This is a genomic window from Mesorhizobium sp. ISC25 (assembly GCF_042295465.1).
In the GTDB taxonomy this organism is placed as follows: domain Bacteria; phylum Pseudomonadota; class Alphaproteobacteria; order Rhizobiales; family Rhizobiaceae; genus Mesorhizobium.
The window spans coordinates 3,617,877-3,637,741 of sequence record NZ_CP135441.1 but is presented as its reverse complement, the minus strand read 5'-3'; the positions used below and the strand labels follow the sequence as shown (position 1 = coordinate 3,637,741).

Genomic DNA, 19,865 nt, shown 5'->3' with positions numbered 1-19,865 from the left:
CCTTGAAAAAGCCGGGTTCAGCCCGGCTTTTTCGTTAGGAAATGTGCATATGCGACGACAAAGCCGCTCGGCTGCGGTTTTCAGCGCCGCCAAATGATCTAGATTGCGCCCAGACGCTATGGTGACGGCGCTATATCGCGAAGAGGAGAACGCATGACGGTTGGCCGAACGCGGACGCTTCTGAAATCGGTGCTGATGCTGGCTGCTTTTGCCGGCGGCCTGCAGGCGGCCTTAGCGGACGAATGGCGCACGACCTCGTCGCTGATCGGCGAATCCAAATATGGCGACAACTTCCAGCACTACGATTACGTCAATCCGGATGCACCAAAGGGCGGCACGCTGAATTCGGTGGTGCCCGGCACGTTTGACAGCTTCAATCCCTACATCGTCCAGGGTTCTGCCGCCGCTGGCTTCGCCCCTTTTGGCGGCGGTCTACTCTACGACACGCTGATGGAGCAGGCGACCGACGAGGGCAGCACCAGCCATCCGCTGATCGCCGATGCCTATAAATATCCGGCCGACTATTCCTCGGCGACCTATCGGCTCGATCCGCGGGCGAAATGGCATGACGGCCAGCCGATCACCACGGACGATGTGATCTGGTCGTTCAAGGTGCTGAAGGCCAACAGTCCGCAATACAGCCGCTATTTCGAAAATGTCACCGACGCCGTCGCGATTTCCGATCGCGAGGTCGAGTTCCATTTCAGCCAGAAGGGCAACCGGGAGCTGCCGAAGATCCTCGGAGACCTCGTCGTATTGCCCAAGCACTGGTGGGAAGGCACCGACGCCAAAGGCAAGAAGCGCGACATCACCAGGTCGACGCAGGAGCCGCCGCTCGGCTCGGCCGCCTACAAGATCGCCAGCTTCAAGCCGGGTTCGGAAATCGTCTGGCAGCGCGTGCCCGACTACTGGGCGGCCAAGCTGCCGGTGAAGATCGGCCGTGAGAATTTCGACAGGCAGCGTTTCAGCTATTTTCTCGACGACAATGCCTCCTGGCAGGCCTTCACCAAGGGCGGATTTCAGGATATTCGCTTTGAGTCACGTGCCCAGCGATGGGCCGTCGAGTATACTTTTCCGGCCATCAAGGCGGGGGACGTCACAAAAGCGGAATATCCTACGACGTCCCCAGAACCAATGCAGGCCTACGTCATGAATACGCGCCGGCCGCTTTTTCAGGACGTGCGCGTGCGGCAGGCTCTGACCTACGCCTATGATTTCGAGAGCATGAACCGCACCATCTTTTTCGACGCCTATACGCGCACGGACAGTTACTTCGAAGGTGGTGATTTGGCGTCAAGCGGCTTGCCGCAGGGGAAGGAATTGGAAATCCTGCAACAATATCGCGACAAGCTGCCGCCCGAACTATTCACCCAGGAGTTCAAGCTGCCGGTCTACAATACGCCTCAGTCAGGGCGTGAAAATCTTCGGAAAGCCTATGAGCTTTTGAAGCAAGCGGGATGGGTCAATCGAGGCGGCAGGCTGGTCAATGAGAAGACCGGCGACCCGTTCAGGATAGAGTTTCTGGGCAACGATCCGGTTGACGAACGCGTCGCCTCGCCTTTGATCGACAATCTCAAACGTCTCGGCATCGACGCCACGCTGCGTATCGTTGACGACAGCCAGTACACAAACCGGACCCGCGCCTTCGACTTCGATATGCTGGCGCTGGCGGGCTTCCAGCAATCCAACTCGCCGGGCAACGAACAGCGGGATTTTTTCAGTTCCACTGCAGCCGACACCTCCGGATCACGCAATTTGGCGGGGATCAAGAACCCGGTCGTCGACGCGCTTATCGACCGAGTGATCTTCGCCACCGATCGGGATGATCTTATAGCGGCCACCCATGCGCTGGATCGGGTGTTGCTCTGGAACTACTACATGATCCCACAGTGGCACCTGGGGAAAGTTCGGATCGCTTACTGGAACAAGTTCGGCATACCAGCAAAACAGCCAAGCTACCAAGGCGTCGATATATCCTCTTGGTGGATCGATCCGGTCAAGGAAAAGGCGCTGGCGGCCAAATACAAGAGTGGCAATTGATGGCGGCGCTGCCCCGCCGCGACTTCCTCGCCCTGGGCGGTGCCGCCGCGGCCGCGGCGCTGCTGCCCGGCCGGGCTTTCGCCGCGATCCCGACCGGCGTGAAACTGCACGGCCTATCGGCTTTCGGCGACCTGAAATATCCTGCGGATTTCAAGCATTTCGACTATGTCAATCCGGACGCTCCAACCGGCGGTACCTTCAATTTCTCCCCACCCAATTGGGGCTACAACCAGAACCCGCTGACCTTCAACACGCTGAACTCCTTCACGCCGAAGGGGGATGCGCCGCCGCGAATGGAAATGTGCTTCGACGCGCTGATGGTCAGGGCGTTGGACGAGCCGGACGCCGTCTATGGCCAGCTCGCCGACGGCGTTACGATTTCGCAGGACCGCAACAGCTTCGAGTTTTCGATGCGCCCGCAAGCGCGCTTTCACGACGGCGCTCCGGTGACTGCCGAGGACGCTGCTTTCACTTTCAAGCTCTACAAAGAAAAGGGTCATCCCGATCTGTCGGTGACCTTGATGCATCTGCAGGACGCGGTCGCCCTGGATAGGCACACGCTGCGGCTAAGCTTTTCCGGCAAGCAGTCCGCCCGCACCATCCTCAACGTCGTCCAGTTCCCGATCCTGTCGAAGGCATTCTATACGGCTAACCCGTTCGATTCCTCACAACTGAACCCGCCGCTCGGCTCCGGCACCTACAAGGTCGGGCGCTCTTCGGCCGGGGCATGGATCGAATATGAGCGGGTCGCCGACTATTGGGGCCGCGACCTTCCGGTCAATCGCGGCCAGAACAATTTCGAGCGCCTCCGCGTTGAGTTCTACCAGGACCGAACGGCAGGCTTCGAGGCCTTCAAGAAGGGCGAGATCGTCTACCGGGAGGAATTCACCTCACGCGTGTGGGCGACGGCCTACGATTTTCCGGCATTCACCGCCGGCAAGGTGGTCAAGCACGAATTCCCGACGGAAAAACTGCCCTCCATGCAGGCTACCGCCGTTAACCAGCGGCGCGAACATTTTCGCGACGCACGGGTGCGGCAGGCAATCGGGCTGTGCTTCGATTTCGAGTGGACGCGGCGCAATTTCTTCTACGGCTCCTATGAGCGCTCGCAATCGTGCTTCGAGAAATCGGAATTTCGCGCCGAAGGCCTGCCGTCGCCGGCGGAACTCGCCTTGCTGGAGCCGCTGCGCGACCAACTGCCGGCCGAAGCCTTCGGCGAAGCGGTGACGCAGCCTGCCTCCGACGGCTCCGGCCGCGACCGCAAAAAGCTTGGGGCGGCGGCGAAGCTGCTCAACGAGGCCGGCTGGAAGCGGACCGGCGATTTCGCCGTCAATGGAAAGGGCGAGCGGCTTTCGGCCGAATTCCTGGTCGACGACGATGTCTTCGTGCAGGTGTTCTCGCCCTGGGTCGCCAACATGAAGGCGGTCGGCATCGACGCCACCATCCGCCTGGTCGATTCGGCGCAATATCAGCTGCGGCAGGCGACATTCGATTTCGACCTGATCACAGCTGCCTTCAACTTCAACGCCACGCCCACCCGCGACGATCTCGAAATCTTCTTCCACTCGCGCACCGCGACCGTGTCGGGGTCGCGAAATCTGCCGGGCATTGCGAGCCCGGCCATCGACGTGCTGATCGATGCCGTCGGCGCCGCAAAGGATCGCGAAGGCCTGACCGTGGCGATGCGGGCACTCGACCGGGCCTTGCGCGCGCGCCGCGATTGGATTCCTAGTTGGTTCCTGGCGAATCACCGAGCGGCCTATTGGGACATGTTCGGCTTTCCCGCTCAGAAGCCGGATTACGGCTTTCCGGTCGAGACGTTGTGGTGGTTCGACAAAGACAAGGCGACAAAGATTGGCAAAGCCTGACATTTTCCAACAAGCGAGGCAGGGAGCCTGATGGGCGCCTACATACTGCGCCGCATCCTGTTGATGATCCCGACGCTGTTCGGCATCATGGCGGTGTCCTTTGCCGTCATCCAGTTCGCCCCGGGCGGGCCGGTCGAGCAGGTCATCGCCAGACTGACCAACCAGGGCGGCAGCGATCGCCTCGGCGGCGGCGGTGGTGATGCCGGCGGCGCCAATTTCGATGTCGCCGGTGACGTCGGCTCGAAATACCGCGGCGCCCAAGGGCTCGACCCGGAATTCATCAAGAAGCTTGAGAAGCAGTTCGGCTTCGACAAGCCGCCGCTCGAGCGCTTCGGCATGATGTTGTGGAACTATCTCCGCTTCGATTTCGGCGACAGCTATTTCCGCGACATATCGGTGCTTGACCTGATCCTGGAAAAGATGCCGGTGTCGATCTCGATCGGGCTGTGGATCACGCTTTTGTCCTACCTGATCTCGATCCCGCTCGGCATCCGCAAGGCGGTCAAGGATGGCTCCACTTTCGATGTCTGGACCAGTGGCGTCGTCATCGTCGGTTACGCCATTCCGGGCTTCCTGTTCGGCATATTGCTGATGGTGCTGTTTGCCGGCGGCTCGTTCTGGGACTGGTTTCCGTTGCGCGGAATCACCTCGGACAATTGGGACCAGCTGTCCTGGCCGCAGCGCATCGTCGACTATTTCTGGCACATGACCTTGCCGCTGACGGCGCTGGTGCTGTCGGCCTTCGCCACGACGACGCTTTTGACCAAGAATTCCTTCCTCGAGGAAATCCGCAAGCAATATGTCGTCACCGCCCGCGCCAAGGGCCTGTCGGAACGGCGGGTGCTCTACGGTCACGTCTTCCGCAACGCCATGCTGATCGTCATCGCCGGTTTTCCCGGCGCCTTCATCTCGGCCTTCTTCACCGGTTCGCTGCTGATCGAGAACATCTTTTCGCTCGATGGGCTCGGCCTGCTCGGCTTCAACTCGGTGGTGCAGCGCGACTATCCGGTGGTCTTCGCCAATCTCTACATCTTCTCGCTGCTTGGCCTGTTCGTCGGGCTTTTGTCCGACCTGATCTATACCTGGGTCGACCCGCGCATCGATTTTGAGCGGAGAGACGTCTGATGGCGCAGGCCACAGCCGAAACGGCGCCGGCACGGATCGCGCGGCCCTTTCTGTCGCCGCTCAACCAGCGGCGCCTCCAGAACTTCAAGTCCAACCGGCGCGGCTACTGGTCGTTGTGGATCTTCCTGTTCCTGTTCGTGCTGTCGCTGGGTTCGGAACTGGTCGCCAACGACAAGCCGATCATCGCCTCCTACAAGGGCGAGATCCTGTTTCCCGTCCTGGTCGCCTATCCCGAGGAGAAGTTCGGCGGCTTCTATGCGGTCACCGACTACCGCGACCCGGTCATCCAGGACGAGATCAATGCCAATGGCTGGATGATCTGGCCGCCGGTGCGCTACTCCTACCAGACCGTCAACAACGCCATTCCAGAGGCAGCACCGACCAAGCCGTCCTGGCTCTACGACAAGAAAACGCGCTGCAACCAGTATCCGAAAGGCGAGGCGGACCCCAATTGCATCGTCGGCAACTGGAACTGGCTCGGCACCGACGACCAGGCCCGCGACGTGCTGGCGCGCGTCATCTACGGGTTCAGGGTCTCGGTGCTGTTCGGCCTGATCCTGACCGCCGGCTCGGCGCTAATCGGCGTGGCGGCCGGCGCTCTGCAGGGCTATTTCGGCGGCTGGACTGACCTTCTGTTCCAGCGCTTCATCGAGATATGGTCGGCAATACCGGTGCTGTATCTGCTCCTGATCGTCGCTGCCATCCTGCCGCCCGGCTTCTTCATCCTGCTCGGGCTGATGCTGCTGTTTTCCTGGGTGGCACTGGTCGGCGTGGTGCGGGCCGAGTTCCTGCGCGCCCGTAACTTCGAATATGTCAATGCGGCGCGCGCGCTCGGCGTGTCCAACGTCACCATCATGTTCCGGCATCTGCTGCCCAACGCCATGGTGGCGACGCTGACCTTCCTGCCCTTCCTGCTCAGCGGCTCGATCTCGACGCTGACCTCGCTCGACTATCTCGGCTTCGGCCTGCCGCCCGGCGCCGCCTCGCTCGGCGAGCTGTTGAAGCAGGCGCAGCGCAACCTCAATGCCCCCTGGCTCGGCATTTCCGGCTTCGTCGTCATCTCGCTGATGCTGTCGCTGCTGGTCTTCGTCGGCGAGGCAACGCGCGACGCCTTCGATCCGCGCAAGACGTTCAGATGAGAGCGATGCGGGCTGGCATTCGGCATGTTATATTCTGGCAGATATCGATTGAACCCGGATCCATGACGGTGTTGGCGTCTGTTCAGTCCGTCAATCGGCACGTTGGGGAAGGAAAGGGTTATGAATAGGGTCATCCTTGAACACTACCCGGCATCGAAGCTCCCGGATGAACTGCGAAGAGGCATAGCTCCGAGCGCCTCGGTCAAAGTGACAGTGGAAGAGGAAGCCAACAGGCCTCTTGGCCGCGAACAATTGCTTGAACTCATGCGGAATGCTCAGGCCAACGCGCCGGGAACAAGCCTCGACGAGGCTGTCGCGCGTGTTCGTGCCCTCCGCGATGAGTGGGAGGATTGATGGCTGCAGTCCGGCTTTATGTCGACACCAACATTTTCATCTATGCCTTTGAAAACAACGATGCGCTTGCAAAAAAACTGCTTCAGCTCATTTCACTGAATGACGGCAGAAAGCAACTTTTCCTGGCGACGAGTGAGATCGTGCTCGCAGAGTTGATGGTCGATCCCTTGAGAAAGAACAATGATCGACTGATCGAACTCTACGACAATATTTCAATCGGCAATGCCTTCATCTCAATTGGGGCGATAACTCGCGAGGTTCTCTGGCACGCAGCACAGTTGCGTTCGGAATTCCTTTCCTTGAGATTACCGGACGCGATCCATCTTTCCACAGCGATGCACTTCGGCTGCACACAATTTCTGACCGCGGATACGAGATTGAAAGAGACCTATTCTATCGCACCAAATCGTCTCGTCCCCCCTCAAATGGCAGCCAAAATTTCGATCATACGACCGGAAATTTCCGCCTTGGACAGGGTTGTCGCGGAAATTGAGCCATGACCGCCTCTCTCCTTTCCGTACAAGACCTCAGCGTCGCCTTCACGCAAGGCGGCGACCAGTCGATCGCCGTCGACCATATCTCCTTCGACCTCGCCAAGGGCGAGACGGTCGCGCTGGTCGGCGAGTCCGGCTCCGGCAAGTCGGTCACCGCGCTGTCGGTGCTGAAGTTGCTGCCCTATCCGACCGCCAGCCACCCGTCGGGAAAGATCCTGTTCCTCGGCGCCGACCTGCTTGCCGCCGACGAGAAGGACCTGCGCCGGGTGCGTGGCAACAAGATCACCATGATCTTCCAGGAACCGATGACGTCGCTCAACCCGCTGCATACGATCGAGCAGCAGATCGTCGAGGTGCTAAAGCTGCACCAGGGCCTGGGGGACCGCAAAGCCAAGGCGCGCACGCTGGAACTTCTGCACGAGGTCGGCATCCGCGAGCCGGAGAAACGGCTCGACGCCTATCCGCACCAGCTTTCCGGTGGCCAGCGCCAGCGCGTCATGATCGCCATGGCGCTGGCCAACGAGCCTGAACTCTTGATCGCCGACGAGCCGACGACGGCGCTCGACGTCACCGTCCAGGCGCAGATCCTCGAACTGCTCGCCGGCCTGAAAAGCCGCAAGAACATGTCGATGCTGTTCATCACCCACGATCTCGGCATCGTCAGGAAGATCGCCGACCGGGTCTGCGTGATGACCAAGGGCAAGATCGTCGAGACCGGCCCGACCAAGGAGATATTCGCCAATCCGCAGCACGCCTATACGCGGCATCTGCTTGCCGCCGAGCCGAAGGGCAAGCCGCCGGCGGCCAACCAAGCGGCCAAGCCGGTGATGGTCGGCAAGGACGTCAAGGTCTGGTTCCCGATCAAGAAGGGCTTCTTCCGGCGCACCGTCGACAATGTGAAGGCGGTCGACGGCATCGACGTCACCGTGCGGGCCGGTCAGACGCTCGGCGTCGTCGGCGAATCCGGCTCAGGCAAGACGACGCTCGGCCTGGCGCTGGCCAGGATGATCTCGTCGACCGGGGCCATCCAGTTCAACGGACGCGGCATCGATCAGATGTCCTTCAATGAAATGCGGCCGCTGCGGCGCGAGCTGCAGATCGTCTTCCAGGATCCGTTCGGCTCGCTCAGCCCGCGCATGTCGGTCGCCGAGATCATCGAGGAAGGGTTGAAGATCCACGAGCCGAAACTGTCCCCCGATGCGCGCGACGAGCGTGTCGTCGACGTGCTGAAGGAAGTCGGCCTCGATCCGGAGACGCGCAACCGCTATCCGCACGAATTCTCCGGCGGCCAGCGCCAGCGCGTCGCAATCGCGCGCGCCATGGTGCTCAACCCGCGCTTCGTCATGCTGGACGAGCCGACCTCGGCGCTCGACATGAGCGTGCAGGCGCAGGTCGTCGACCTCTTGCGCAGCCTGCAGGCCAAGCACGACCTCGCCTACCTCTTCATCAGCCACGATCTGAGGGTCATCCGCGCGCTCGCCAACGAAGTCATCGTCATGCGCAATGGCAGGATCGTCGAGGCCGGCCCTTCCGAACAGATTTTTGGCAACCCGCGGACCGACTATACAAAGGCGTTGATCTCGGCCGCCTTCAAGATCGAAACGGCGCCGGTCGGCATCGTCAGCGAGTAGATTTTCGCCAGAGATCATGCACAAAATCAAAACGCTGCCGCGCCCTTGCACGTTGGGACGCGAACGCTGTTGGTAAAAAGGGATAAACAATCCGCAATGGAAAAAGGCCGCATCCTGCTTGCCCTCACCGGTATTCATCCGCTGCGCTGGCGCGAACTGCTGTCGGCGGAGCGCGAAGTGGTGCTCGAGCCGAATGGTGCCGGCGATCCCTCGATCACCTATGCGGTGGTGTGGAAACAGCGGCCGAACCTCTTGTCGTCGCTGCCCAATCTGCGCGCCATCTTCTCGATTGGCGCCGGCGTCGACCACATCTTCGCCGATCCCACCTTGCCCGATGTACCGGTCGTCAAGGTGGTGGCCGATAACCTTACCCAGTACATGACCGAATACGTCGTCTGGCGGGTGCTCGACCACCATCGCCAGGGCATGCTCTACCGCGCCCAGCAGCAGAAGAAGATCTGGCACGAGCCGCAGCAGCGGCCGGCCGGCGACATCTCGGTCGGCATTATGGGGCTCGGCACGCTTGGCCGCGCGGCGGCATCGGTGCTGTTGTCGCTCGGCTTTCCGGTCAATGGCTGGTCGCGCAGCGACCGGCCGATGCAAGGTGTCTCGACTTACGCGGGCGAGGCCGGCCTGATCCCGTTCCTAAACGCCACCGACATCCTGGTGGTGCTGCTGCCGCTGACGCCACAGACGCACGGCATCATCAACCACGGCGTGCTGAAGGAGCTGCGCAAGCGCAACGGCCTCGGCGGCTCGGTGCTGATCAATGCCGGCCGCGGCAGGCTGCAGAAGGACGCCGACATTTTGCGCGCACTGGACGACGGCACGCTAAAGGAAGCCAGCCTCGACGTGTTCGAGGTCGAGCCGCTGCCGAAGACCAGCCCGCTATGGAGCCACCCGAAAGTGTTCGTGACGCCGCACGCGGCGGCAACCTCCGATCCGGTCCACCTGGCGCCGATCATGCTGCGCCAGATGGATGCTTTCGAGCGCGGCGAAGCGCTGGAAAATGTGGTGGACCGCGACGCGGGGTATTGATTTTGAGCACCGCTTTCCGGTCTCAGCCCCAGCCGAGCGGGACGTAGTCGATCTCCATAAACGCCGCGACCTCCGGGATCCAGCGGTCGCGGACGAAGGCGACGTGGTCGGGATGGTCGTTATAGCCGGAGTAGGCCCGCTGATCGGCGAACTCCATCGAGAAGCCAAAGCGGTAGTCGTTCTTGGGGCTGACCTGCCGCAACTGCTCGAAATGCGTGACGCCCCTTATCGGCGTGAGGATCCTCTTGGCGTCGGCGAGGAACCTTTTTTCCTCGAGCGAATGCGGCGGGTGTTTCAGCGTGAACACGACGGTGTGACGGATCATTTTCTGCTCCTGCGATGTCGATCCTGCTATGCGCTGTCGGCCCAGGCGCGGATCAGGTTATAGGCGATCGCCCCCTTTGGCGGCGTCACCAGGCCGCCCGGATGCTCGCGGGCCAGCATCGAGAGCACCTCGTCGCGAAAGAACCAGCGGCAATCTTCCAGCTCGTTGAGGTCGGGCTGGATATCGTCGTTGAGCGGTTCGCCGAAGCAGCCGATCATCAGCGAATAGGGGAACGGCCAGGGCTGGCTGGCGTGGTAGACCACGCGGCCGAGCCGGATGCCGGCTTCCTCCAGCGTTTCGCGGCGTACCGCCGCCTCGATCGTCTCGCCCGGCTCAATGAAACCGGCGAGCGCCGAATACATGCCGGGCCCGAAATGCCGGCCGCGGCCGAGCAGGCATTTTTCGGGCGTTGCCGTCAGCATGATCGCCACCGGGTCGGTGCGCGGAAAGTGCTCTGTGCCGCAGGCCGGGCAATGCCGCTTGTAACCGCCCGCCCGCATCTCGGCTTCGGTGCCGCATTTGCTACAGAAGCGATGGCTGGCATGCCAGGCGAGCAGCGCCGCCCCTTGCGCCAGCGCGCCGGCCGCCGCTTCGTCGATCAGCCCCTGCATATAGACCGAGCGATAGTCGATCGCCTTGATCGTCTCGGGAAGCTGCTCGGGCTCGACTCCGGCCGGCACCGCCAGCACCGGGCCGCTTTCGGAAAAACCGAGCAGGACGCCGTTTTCGAGCGATGCTTCGAGCGGCCGGCATTCGGCCACGCCGAACCAGGGGTCGAATGCGTCTTGCGCAAGCTTCAAATAGAGCCGGCCGCCACGCATCAGCAAAAGCCGCGCCGAGGGATCAGTGAGCGCCTTTTCGACGGAATCGTCGGCGCGGTTTTCGGACTGCCGGTCGATAATGTTGCCGGCGAAGCCGACGAACTGGCTCGGCTCGCGCAAGGGCGCGTCAAACAGGCGAAAGCTCATGCAGACTCGGGAAGGTTCAAGGTGGACACGGGAGAGGCTTATAGCCCTGCCTTGATCTTTTCCGCAAACTTGCGAAGGTCGGAGCGCTGGTAGGGCTCGCGCAGGCCGTGCCCCCACACCGGGCCGGGCCAGCCGGGATCGCCTTCCGAGCGCGCAATGACGTGTATATGCAACTGGCGCACGATGTTGCCGAGTGCGCCGGTGTTGATCTTGGTGCAGCCGGTCACCCGCTTCAGCGCCAGCGCCACCATGTTGGTCTCGAAGGTCAGCATCGCCTGATCGAGCGGCGTCATATCGTGGATTTCCTCGATGCCCGGCCGCTGCGGCACCAGCAGCAGCCATGGCCAGCGGCGGTCGTTCATGACGCGCAATTCGCATAGGCCGAGCCACATCAGCTGTTCGCTGTCGGCTTCCAGCTGGGCGTCAAGCGTGAATCCGGCCTTGAGGCCCGGCAGCATCGGCGTTTCCCTCACTTTTTGACGTTTTTTGAACTCCATCGACGCTAGAGCGGCTTCCGAAGGGCCGCAAGGGGCAGCAAGCAACATTGGCCGTCGTGGCGCTGATTGTGCGCGAAAAAGTGAGGGCCCGGGCAAAAATTGCATCAGGTTGGCGCTGCCCCGCCGAGGTCGACAATTTTGATCACGGCCACATTTTGTTCTTGCTTTGTGCCGGCAGCTATGCTACTAATCTCGTTATGGTGATTATTCGCCCCAACGACCCGCCCGCCAAGGCGGGTTTTTGGTTTCAGCTGTCGCCGTCGCTCAAGACCCCTATCATCCGCACTTGCATTTCATCGCCGGATTGCCGATATGGAGGCTGGGAGGTTGGTGGTGGACGGTCCACTCGCCAACCGGGTCAGGTCCGGAAGGAAGCAGCCCTAACGAGCCCGGAACGGGTCATTGTTCCAGCCTCCCGCCTCTTCGCCTTTTGCCCCGACATTGACGGCGCCAAGCCGTGCGGGCGAAACTATGCGCAGGAATCGGCCGCCTCCAGTGGCAGCCCTTGGAGCTTAACGGGCGAATGAGCGAAGCCGGAAACGAGGCCGGGAAATTGGACAAGCCTGCCGCCTATCGCGTGCTGGCGCGCAAATACCGACCGTCGAATTTCTCCGAGCTGATCGGCCAGGAGCCGATGGTCCGCACGTTGACCAATGCCTTTGCCACCGGCCGCATCGCCCAGGCCTGGATGCTGACCGGCGTGCGCGGCGTCGGCAAGACGACGACCGCGCGCATCCTCGCGCGGGCCCTGAACTACAAAACATCGACGGTCGACCAGCCTTCTGTCGACCTTACCTTGCTCGGCGAGCATTGCCAGGCGATCATGGAAGGCCGCCATGTCGACGTCATCGAGATGGACGCCGCCTCGCATACCGGCATCGACGATATCAGGGACATCATCGAGCGTGTGCGCTACGCCCCGGTGTCGGCGCGCTACAAGGTCTACATCATCGACGAAGTGCACATGCTTTCAAACCAGGCCTTCAACGGCCTGCTGAAGACGCTGGAAGAGCCGCCGCCGCACGTCAAGTTCATCTTCGCCACCACCGAAATCCGCAAGGTGCCGATCACCGTCCTGTCGCGCTGCCAGCGTTTCGACCTCAGGCGCATCGATGCGGCAATGATCAAGGCCGACCTTGCCAGGATAGCCGGTCTGGAGGGCATCGAAGTCGAAGACGATGCGCTGGCGATGATCGCGCGCGCGGCCGAAGGCTCGATGCGCGATGCGCAGTCGATCCTCGACCAGGCGATCGCCCATGGCGGCGGCGCGGTCAGCGCCGAAGCGGTGCGGGCCATGCTCGGCCTCGCCGACCGTGCCCGCATCGTCGACCTGTTCGAACACATCATGAAGGGCGACGTCGCCGCGGCACTTGCCGAATTCCGTGCCCAGTACGATACCGGCGCCGATCCTGCCGCGGTGCTGACCGACCTTGCCGAATTCAGCCATCTGGTCACCCGTCTGCGTTTCGTGCCGGCTGCCGTCGACGACGCCTCGCTGTCCGAGGACGAGCGCCGGCGCGGCGCCGATTTCGCCAGCACACTGTCGGTCAAGGTGCTGTCGCGGACATGGCAGATGCTCTTGAAAGGCATTCCCGAGGTGCAGACCTCCAACCGCCCGGTCAGCGCCGCCGAGATGGTGCTGATCCGGCTGGCCCATGCCGCTGACCTGCCGACGCTAGACGAGGCGCTGAAATCGCTGGAGAACGGTGCTTCCCTGCCGGGCGCCGCGCCGCGCGTGAATGGCACGCCGGCAAGCCCCGGCCCAGCAAACCATGCGCCTGCAAGCGGTGGTGCCGGCGCCGTGGCGCAGACGCGGATGCCGACGGCCAATGGCGGCGCGCAGACGATGCGCCTGGTCGAGGCCGAGCCGGTGCCGACGAACTTCGTTGCTCCGCCGGAGCCGGTGGTCGAGGCGCCGCCGGTGCCGGTGAAATCGCTGGCCGACATTGTCGCCCTTGCCGACGCCCAGCGCGACATGGCCTTCAAGGTGCTGGTGAAACGTTGTGTGCGCCTGGTGCGCATCGAGCCCGGCCGTATCGATGTCAGCCTGACCGACGATGCGCCGAAGATGCTGCTCAATGATTTGACCGCCAAGCTGCGCGCCTGGACCGGCCGCAACTGGCTGGTGTCGCTGTCGAAGGAAGAGGGCGGCCAGACCTTGGCAGAGATGGAATCGACAAAGCGCGAAAACGCCTTCCTCGATGCCAAGAGCGACCCGACGGTCGCCGCCATCCTGGCGCGCTTTCCCGGCGCCAAGATCATCGACGTGCGCATTCCCGACGCGCCAGAAGCCGATGCGGCCGAGGCCGAAATGCCGGTCGAGCCGCCGGCTGACGACGACGAAACCTGAACAACCAGCACCAACTGCAAAGGACCGTGCGATGAAAGATCTTCTCGGCCTGATGGGCAAGGCAAAGGAAATGCAGGCCAAGTTCCAGGCCATGCAGGATGAGATCGCCACGCTGGAAGCCACCGGGCAGGCCGGCGGCGGCCTGGTCAGCGTGACGCTGACCGGCAAATTCGAGATGAAGTCGCTGAAGATCGACCCGTCGCTGTTCAAGGAGGACGAGGTCGAGATTCTCGAGGATCTGCTCCTCGCTGCCCACAACGACGCCAGGACCAAGGTCGAGCAGACCATGCAGGAAAAGACCAAGGCGCTGACCGCAGGACTGCCGATCCCGCCGGGAATGAAGCTGCCGTTCTAAGGTGTGTTGATATTCAGGTGATGCCGGCCTGCAAACGGCGGCTTCCTGCACTTCCGGTGCTCACGTACGAAAAGTACGCTCCGCTCCGGTTCTCCGAAGCCACCATTTTCGGCTCGGCCTGACCTGAATATCAACACACCTCGAGCTGTGTTTACAGTTTACCGCGTCGACTGAACCAATCTCTCCGGGCTTGGGCAAGCCCTCCTGCGGAGATTGCGGCGCCCCAAGGTCACGGCATGAATCCTTGGAACCATGCCGGCACCTGACCGAAGAGGGCAGCGATCCAACGCTCTTCGCCCGCCAACTGTGTCTATTGGGCAACTCCCCACACTTAATAACGCTTTAGCCATCTTTTTGCCCGAAAGTGTCTCATTCTTGCCGCAACCAGGGGCGGGCTGGCAGCAGAATGAGGGGACGCCTGTTTGATCTCTACCCGATGGAAGACGCCGTTGCGGCTCGGCGTCGTTGTCTCGCCGCTGTTTTTGGCCGCTTGCAGTCAGACCGCCTCGCACGGCATGTCCAGCCTGACCGATGCCATTACGCCGGGTTTCCTGAGCTCGCGCTCCTACAATTCCACGCCCAAGGAGAAGGAGTGCCTGGAACGGGCGATGTTCTTCGAATCCAACCGCTCGAGCCGTGACGGCATGATTGCGGTCGGCACGGTGGTGATGAACCGGCTGCGGTCCGGCAAGCACGGCAACACCATCTGCGAAGTGGTTGGCGAGCGCGGGCAGTTCGCGCCGGGCGTCATGACACGGCCGATGAATTCGAAGGCGATGCCCGATGTCGAGGAAGCCGCCGCGGCGGTGCTCAAGGGCGAGCGCAAAGCCAAGCTGAAGAACACAATGTATTTCCACACCGCCGGCCTGCGCTTCCCCTACAAGAACATGCACTACACCATGGTCGCCGGCGGCAATGCCTTTTATGAAAAGCGCGGCCGCAACTGGCAGCCACTGCCGGACGAGCCCGTGGTTGCCGTTGCCCAGGCCAAGCCGCAAGCGCCTGCCGCTCAGGCCATACTTGTCGCCTCGGCGGAGCCGGCACGCGAGGCCAAGCCGACATTCGCCAAGGCAACCTATGTGACCGCCGCTGCATCGCTGCCGGCAAAGCAGACCAGGGTGACTGCCGGAATGGCGACCTCGGAGAGGGCGACGGCGGAGAAGCCGATGCTTGTGGCGCTGCAAGAACCAATGCAGGAACCGGATGCGGCCCGTTTTGGCGGGACCGTGAGCGCCCGCCCTGTCACCTCCTTCCAGGCCGCGCCGGCGGAGCCGACAATGTCGTTCGAGGCGACGCCCGAGAACACCGACGCCATCGGCGCGATGATCGCCGGCCAGACCCGGCCGCTGGAAGAAAACTGAGGCGGTCGATCGTTGAGGGCGCGGGCGCCCCTCATCTGGCTGCCGCCATCTTCTCCCCGTATAGTGACGGGGAGAAGGACGCTGTTGCCAAGGATTTCGCCAATTTCCGGCGCCGCAAAAAAGGTGCCGAGGTTGCGGTCAGCCCTTTCTCCCCGTCATTATACGGGGAGAAATGCCCGGCAGGGCAATGAGGGGCGGCGCAAAGCCGGGCAATTGGCTCTTTGCGCGCTGAACAGCGCGCGCCTCAGCAGTGTTCCAAAACCCGTTGAAAAATCCTAGAGCCTGATCCCTTCCGATAGATCGGAATGGGGCTCTATCGTCTTGTTTGACCATGATCTTTTCCGAAAACCGGTTTCCACTTTTCGGGATCATGGTCTAAACCGGTGCGATGTCGAAGCGAATCGCCGGTCCCGAGATCGAACGCCTGATCCAGCTGCTGGCCAAGGTGCCGGGGCTCGGTCCGCGTTCGGCACGCCGCGCCGCGCTCCACCTCATCAAGAAGAAGGAGCAGCTGCTGGCGCCGCTTGCCGCCGCCATGGGCGAGGCGGTCGACAAGGTGCGCATCTGCTCGACCTGCGGCAATGTCGATACCTCAGATCCATGCATAATCTGCACCGACCCGCGCCGCGACCCCACTACGCTCATCGTTGTCGAGGACGTGGCCGACCTTTGGGCGCTGGAGCGGGCGACCGCAATGAACGTGCGTTATCATGTGCTCGGCGGTACGCTGTCGCCGCTCGACGGCATTGGCCCCGATGAGCTCAACATCCGTTCGCTGGTCGATCGCGTCGCCGGCGGCGAGGTCAAGGAAGTGATCCTCGCCGTCAACGCCACGGTCGAGGGCCAGACCACCGCGCACTACCTCACCGACCAGCTTTCCGGCTTCGACATCAAGGTGACGCGGCTGGCGCACGGTGTTCCGGTCGGTGGCGAACTCGATTATCTCGACGAAGGCACGCTGGCCGCCGCACTGCGCTCGCGGACGGTGTTTTGAGGCGCGTTGCAGGGAGGGTGCAGATCATGGCTGCTACGCATTCTTTAAGGCGGGCACTCTGTCACACCCCCCTCTGTCCTGCCGGACATCTCCCCCGCAAGGGGGGAGATCGGCAGCGTCAATCTCGCCGCCAATTTTTCAACGTCGAAAATTGGCGGAAGCAGAGGCGACAGCCAATCTCCCCCCTTGCGGGGGAGATGTCCGGCAGGACAGAGGGGGGTGGGACGGATCGCTGCTTTCACAAAATAGCCGTCGCGTTTCTTCTCGCAGCCCTTGCCGCCTTCCTCGTCGCCACCCCGGCCTCCGCGGCAAAGATCGACGACCAGTTCCGCGCCTGGCTTGGCAACGACCTCTGGCCCGAAGCCAAGGCCAAAGGCATCTCCAGGAAAACCTTCGATGCCGCCTTCGACGGCGTCAAGCCGAACCTCAAGCTGCCCGATGTGGTGAAGCCGGGCGAGAAGGCGACGACGCCGCAGAAACAGCATCAGGCCGAATTCGGTTCGCCCGGCGCCTATTTCGCCGAAAAGATAGTCCGTACGGTGACCGCCGGCGGCCGCACCCGCGAGGCGGCCAACGCCAGCACGCTTGCCGCAATTGAGAAACGGTATGGCGTGCCCGGCGAAGTGCTGCTGGCGATCTGGGGCCGCGAGAGCGGCTTCGGCGCGGCAAAGCTGCCCTATGACGCCTTCGAGGTGCTGGGCACCAAGGCGTTCATGTCGACGAAGAAGGCGTTCTTCCGCACCGAGCTGCTGGCGGCGCTCGAGATTGTCGAGCGCGGCCTTGCTCCGGTCGACGCGATGAAATCGTCCTGGGCCGGCGCGCTTGGCCAGCCGCAGTTCATGCCGACATCGTTTCTGAAGCATGCCGTCGATTTCGACGGCGACGGCCGCACCGACATCTGGAATTCGACGCCCGACATACTGGCATCGATCGCCAATTACCTCGTGCATTATGGCTGGATCAGGGGCCGCGGCTGGGGCTTCGAGGTGACGGTGCCGGACAGCGTCTCGTGCTCCCTCGAAGGTCCCGACCAGGGCAGGAAGATTTCGCAATGGGCTGATATGGGCATCAAGCGCGTGTCGGGCAAACCGTTCCCGGCGAGCGAACTGAAAGCCGAGGGCTTTCTTTTGATGCCGGCCGGGCGTAGCGGCCCGGCCTTCATTGTCACCCCCAATTTCTATGTGCTGAAGCAGTACAACACCAGCGATCTCTATGCTCTGTTCATCGGCCATGGCGCCGATCGCATCGCCCATGGCGACAGCAATTTCTCGGGCAATTGGGGCGCGGTCGGCGGGCTCTACCGCTCCGACATCGCCGCCCTGCAGCGGGCGCTGGAGGCAAAGGGTTATGATGTCGGCAGCGCCGACGGCCTGCCCGGCTTCAAGACGCGCCGCTCGATCGGCAAATGGCAGGCCAGCAACGGCCGTTCCGCTACCTGCTTTCCCGACGCCGACCTGGTTACCGCGCTGAAATAGCCGGGTTTTCGCACCGCCGGTCTGGCCCAATCAACCGTTCTGCAAATGCTCGTTGCCGCGCTCGAAACCGCCGGATATGGTGAGCCGGAACTGCACAAAAAATTGCCTAGACAACGGTCCGGGGATCACCGTTCGACGCGGCAAGAAATGCCACAACCCTGAGCCGGGAACTCAGGTCAACAAAAACAGGGAACAGTTAAAATGATGATGGAAAAGTTTGCTCTACGCTCCCGCTTCTTGCTCGCGGGCGCGGCAATGTCCGCGCTGCTTCTGGCCGGTGCGCCTGCCTTCGCGGTCACGCCCGCCGACACGCTGGTCGAGGGTTTCGCCATCGACGACATCATCTCCATGGATCCGGGCGAGGCATTCGAATTGTCGACCGCCGAAGTCACCGGCAACACCTATGATCTTCTGGTGCGCCTCGACCTCAGCGACACCTCCAAAGTCAAGGGCGATCTCGCGGAAAGCTGGAGCGTCTCCGACGATGGCCTGACCTACACATTCAAGCTCAAGCCCGGCCTCAAATTCGCTTCCGGCAATTCGATCACGGCGGCGGACGTCGCCTATTCGTTCGAGCGCGCCATCAAGCTCGACAAGAGCCCGGCCTTTATTATCGGCCAGTTCGGCATCGATGGCGGCAACGTCACCGAGAAGGCCAAGGCTGTTGATGATACGACGTTCCAGTTCACCGTCGACAAGGCCTATGCGCCGAGCTTCGTGCTGAACTGCCTGTCGGCGACGGTCGCCTCGGTCGTCGACGCCAAGCTGGTCAAGGAGCATGTCGCCGCGGTCACGCCGAGCGCCGACTACAAATGGGACAATGATTTCGGCAATGCCTGGCTGAAGACCGGCTATGCCGGCTCCGGTGCCTTCAAGCTGCGCGAATGGCGCGCCAACGAGGCCGTCGTCCTCGAGCGCAACGACAATTACAACGGTGAAAAGGCCAAGCTTGCCCGCGTCATCTATCGCAACATGAAGGAAAGCTCCGGCCAGCGTCTGGCGCTGGAAGCCGGCGACATCGACGTTGCCCGCAATCTCGAGCCGAACGACCTCGATGCGATCGCCAAGAATGCCGACCTCACCACCACCAGCGCACCGAAGGGCACGGTCTTTTATATCAGCCTCAACCAGAAGAACCCGAATCTCGCCAAGCCCGAGGTTCGCCAGGCCTTCAAATATCTGGTCGACTACGACGCCTTGAGCTCGACCATCCTCAAGGGGATCGGCGAGATCCACCAGACCTTCCTGCCCAAGGGCGTGCTCGGCGAACTGGACGAGAACCCGTTCAAGTTGGACGTCGCCAAGGCCAAGGAACTGCTTGCCAAGGCGGGTCTCGCCGACGGCTTCAGCGTCACCATGGACGTGCGCACCGGGCAGCCGACGACGGGCATGGCGGAATCCATCCAGCAGACGCTGGGACAGGCCGGCATCAAGCTGGAGATCATCCCCGGCGACGGCAAGCAGACGCTGACCAAATACCGCGCCCGCAACCACGACATCTATATCGGCCAGTGGGGCCAGGACTATTTCGACCCGAACTCCAACGCCCAGACCTTTGCCAGCAACCCCGACAATTCGGATGAAGGCAAGACCAAGACGCTGGCCTGGCGCAACGCCTGGGACATTCCGGACCTGACCAAGCAGACCGAAGCGGCTCTGCTCGAGAAGGACGCGGCCAAGCGCGCCGCAATGTACCAGGATCTCGAGAAGAAGATCCTCGATACCAGCCCGTTCGTCATCATCCACCAGCAGCTGGAAGTGGCCGGCCTGCGCAAGAACCTCAAGAGCTTTGCCCTCGGCCCGAGCTTCGACACCAACTTCGTCGGCCCCGTCTCGAAGGAGTGACGGCGG

At 62.2% G+C, this 19,865-nt stretch carries 17 protein-coding genes and 1 other RNA gene; 15 read left to right on the top strand and 3 right to left on the bottom strand.

The genetic code is table 11. The features are described 5' to 3' along the window. Nucleotides 1-153: 153 nt before the first annotated feature. The 8 genes from RQ479_RS18085 to RQ479_RS18050 all read left to right on the top strand — a co-directional run bounded on the left by RQ479_RS18085 (nt 154) and on the right by RQ479_RS18050 (nt 9,689). Entirely contained in the window at nt 154-2,040 is a 1,887-nt protein-coding gene (locus RQ479_RS18085) for an extracellular solute-binding protein (RefSeq protein WP_376702067.1), read from the top strand. Next, nucleotides 2,040-3,908 (top strand): extracellular solute-binding protein, encoded by a 1,869-nt coding sequence (locus RQ479_RS18080; protein WP_376702066.1) that lies wholly within the window; start codon nt 2,040-2,042, stop codon nt 3,906-3,908. Before RQ479_RS18085 ends, RQ479_RS18080 begins: the two co-directional genes overlap by 1 nt. Before the next feature lie 30 nt (nt 3,909-3,938). Then, complete coding sequence (locus tag RQ479_RS18075; RefSeq protein WP_376702065.1) at nt 3,939-5,033, top strand: microcin C ABC transporter permease YejB; 1,095 nt, start codon at nt 3,939-3,941, stop codon at nt 5,031-5,033. Beyond that, nucleotides 5,033-6,172: an ABC transporter permease gene (locus RQ479_RS18070; protein ID WP_376702064.1), complete on the top strand. Its 1,140-nt coding sequence runs from the start codon at nt 5,033-5,035 to the stop codon at nt 6,170-6,172. The genes RQ479_RS18075 and RQ479_RS18070 overlap by 1 nt, the downstream gene beginning before the upstream one ends. Nucleotides 6,173-6,292: 120 nt before the next feature. Then, complete coding sequence (locus RQ479_RS18065) at nt 6,293-6,526, top strand: hypothetical protein (RefSeq protein WP_353020336.1); 234 nt, start codon at nt 6,293-6,295, stop codon at nt 6,524-6,526. After that, nucleotides 6,526-7,026 carry a type II toxin-antitoxin system VapC family toxin gene (locus RQ479_RS18060; RefSeq protein WP_376702063.1) on the top strand — a complete coding sequence of 167 codons (501 nt, stop codon included), beginning with the start codon at nt 6,526-6,528 and terminating at the stop codon, nt 7,024-7,026. The genes RQ479_RS18065 and RQ479_RS18060 overlap by 1 nt, the downstream gene beginning before the upstream one ends. Continuing rightward, the gene (locus RQ479_RS18055) at nt 7,023-8,651 is read left to right on the top strand and encodes an ABC transporter ATP-binding protein (protein WP_376702062.1); all 1,629 of its coding nucleotides are present in this window, start codon (nt 7,023-7,025) and stop codon (nt 8,649-8,651) included. The genes RQ479_RS18060 and RQ479_RS18055 overlap by 4 nt, the downstream gene beginning before the upstream one ends. Nucleotides 8,652-8,747: 96 nt before the next feature. After that, the gene (locus RQ479_RS18050) at nt 8,748-9,689 is read left to right on the top strand and encodes a glyoxylate/hydroxypyruvate reductase A (RefSeq protein WP_352899560.1); all 942 of its coding nucleotides are present in this window, start codon (nt 8,748-8,750) and stop codon (nt 9,687-9,689) included. Nucleotides 9,690-9,711: 22 nt separating this feature from the next. Here RQ479_RS18050 and RQ479_RS18045 read toward each other — a convergent pair whose 3' ends face one another. Genes RQ479_RS18045 through RQ479_RS18035 form a run of 3 tightly spaced genes read right to left on the bottom strand, consistent with a single transcriptional unit; the run spans nt 9,712 to nt 11,440 of the window. Next, nucleotides 9,712-10,014 (bottom strand): Dabb family protein, encoded by a 303-nt coding sequence (locus RQ479_RS18045; RefSeq protein WP_376702061.1) that lies wholly within the window; start codon nt 10,012-10,014, stop codon nt 9,712-9,714. A 26-nt stretch (nt 10,015-10,040) separates the two neighbouring features. After that, nucleotides 10,041-10,982, bottom strand: a complete 942-nt coding sequence (gene nudC / locus RQ479_RS18040) for an NAD(+) diphosphatase (RefSeq protein ID WP_376702060.1) — start codon at nt 10,980-10,982, stop codon at nt 10,041-10,043. A gap of 38 nt (nt 10,983-11,020) precedes the next feature. Then, on the bottom strand, nt 11,021-11,440 hold the full coding sequence (locus tag RQ479_RS18035) for an HIT family protein (RefSeq protein WP_376702059.1): 420 nt from the start codon (nt 11,438-11,440) through the stop codon (nt 11,021-11,023). Between the two features lie 361 nt (nt 11,441-11,801). Here RQ479_RS18035 and ffs point away from each other — a divergent pair. The 7 genes from ffs (at nt 11,802) to RQ479_RS18000 (ending at nt 19,859) form a co-directional block, all read left to right on the top strand. Beyond that, nucleotides 11,802-11,898: signal recognition particle sRNA small type (ffs, locus tag RQ479_RS18030), an RNA gene on the top strand. Nucleotides 11,899-12,002: 104 nt separating this feature from the next. Continuing rightward, on the top strand, nt 12,003-13,829 hold the full coding sequence (locus RQ479_RS18025) for a DNA polymerase III subunit gamma/tau (RefSeq protein WP_376702058.1): 1,827 nt from the start codon (nt 12,003-12,005) through the stop codon (nt 13,827-13,829). A gap of 31 nt (nt 13,830-13,860) precedes the next feature. After that, nucleotides 13,861-14,184 (top strand): YbaB/EbfC family nucleoid-associated protein, encoded by a 324-nt coding sequence (locus tag RQ479_RS18020; RefSeq protein ID WP_023719593.1) that lies wholly within the window; start codon nt 13,861-13,863, stop codon nt 14,182-14,184. A gap of 422 nt (nt 14,185-14,606) precedes the next feature. Continuing rightward, a complete protein-coding gene (locus RQ479_RS18015) occupies nt 14,607-15,545 on the top strand; it encodes a cell wall hydrolase (RefSeq protein ID WP_376702057.1) in 939 nt (312 codons plus the stop codon). A 388-nt stretch (nt 15,546-15,933) separates the two neighbouring features. Further along, a complete protein-coding gene (gene recR / locus RQ479_RS18010; RefSeq protein ID WP_376702056.1) occupies nt 15,934-16,539 on the top strand; it encodes a recombination mediator RecR in 606 nt (201 codons plus the stop codon). A 197-nt stretch (nt 16,540-16,736) separates the two neighbouring features. After that, a complete protein-coding gene (locus RQ479_RS18005) occupies nt 16,737-18,014 on the top strand; it encodes a lytic murein transglycosylase (protein ID WP_376702055.1) in 1,278 nt (425 codons plus the stop codon). 201 nt (nt 18,015-18,215) lie between these two features. Beyond that, complete coding sequence (locus RQ479_RS18000; RefSeq protein ID WP_376702054.1) at nt 18,216-19,859, top strand: ABC transporter substrate-binding protein; 1,644 nt, start codon at nt 18,216-18,218, stop codon at nt 19,857-19,859. Nucleotides 19,860-19,865: the final 6 nt, after the last annotated feature.

Coding starts and splice junctions, on each gene's coding strand:
- RQ479_RS18085 (WP_376702067.1), top strand. CDS start 154: ATGACGGTTGGCCGAACGCGGACGCTTCTGAAATCGGTGCTGATGCTG.
- RQ479_RS18080 (WP_376702066.1), top strand. CDS start 2,040: ATGGCGGCGCTGCCCCGCCGCGACTTCCTCGCCCTGGGCGGTGCCGCC.
- RQ479_RS18075 (WP_376702065.1), top strand. CDS start 3,939: ATGGGCGCCTACATACTGCGCCGCATCCTGTTGATGATCCCGACGCTG.
- RQ479_RS18070 (WP_376702064.1), top strand. CDS start 5,033: ATGGCGCAGGCCACAGCCGAAACGGCGCCGGCACGGATCGCGCGGCCC.
- RQ479_RS18065 (WP_353020336.1), top strand. CDS start 6,293: ATGAATAGGGTCATCCTTGAACACTACCCGGCATCGAAGCTCCCGGAT.
- RQ479_RS18060 (WP_376702063.1), top strand. CDS start 6,526: ATGGCTGCAGTCCGGCTTTATGTCGACACCAACATTTTCATCTATGCC.
- RQ479_RS18055 (WP_376702062.1), top strand. CDS start 7,023: ATGACCGCCTCTCTCCTTTCCGTACAAGACCTCAGCGTCGCCTTCACG.
- RQ479_RS18050 (WP_352899560.1), top strand. CDS start 8,748: ATGGAAAAAGGCCGCATCCTGCTTGCCCTCACCGGTATTCATCCGCTG.
- RQ479_RS18045 (WP_376702061.1), bottom strand. CDS start 10,014: ATGATCCGTCACACCGTCGTGTTCACGCTGAAACACCCGCCGCATTCG.
- nudC (WP_376702060.1), bottom strand. CDS start 10,982: ATGAGCTTTCGCCTGTTTGACGCGCCCTTGCGCGAGCCGAGCCAGTTC.
- RQ479_RS18035 (WP_376702059.1), bottom strand. CDS start 11,440: ATGCTGCCGGGCCTCAAGGCCGGATTCACGCTTGACGCCCAGCTGGAA.
- RQ479_RS18025 (WP_376702058.1), top strand. CDS start 12,003: ATGAGCGAAGCCGGAAACGAGGCCGGGAAATTGGACAAGCCTGCCGCC.
- RQ479_RS18020 (WP_023719593.1), top strand. CDS start 13,861: ATGAAAGATCTTCTCGGCCTGATGGGCAAGGCAAAGGAAATGCAGGCC.
- recR (WP_376702056.1), top strand. CDS start 15,934: ATGTCGAAGCGAATCGCCGGTCCCGAGATCGAACGCCTGATCCAGCTG.
- RQ479_RS18005 (WP_376702055.1), top strand. CDS start 16,737: ATGTCCGGCAGGACAGAGGGGGGTGGGACGGATCGCTGCTTTCACAAA.
- RQ479_RS18000 (WP_376702054.1), top strand. CDS start 18,216: ATGATGATGGAAAAGTTTGCTCTACGCTCCCGCTTCTTGCTCGCGGGC.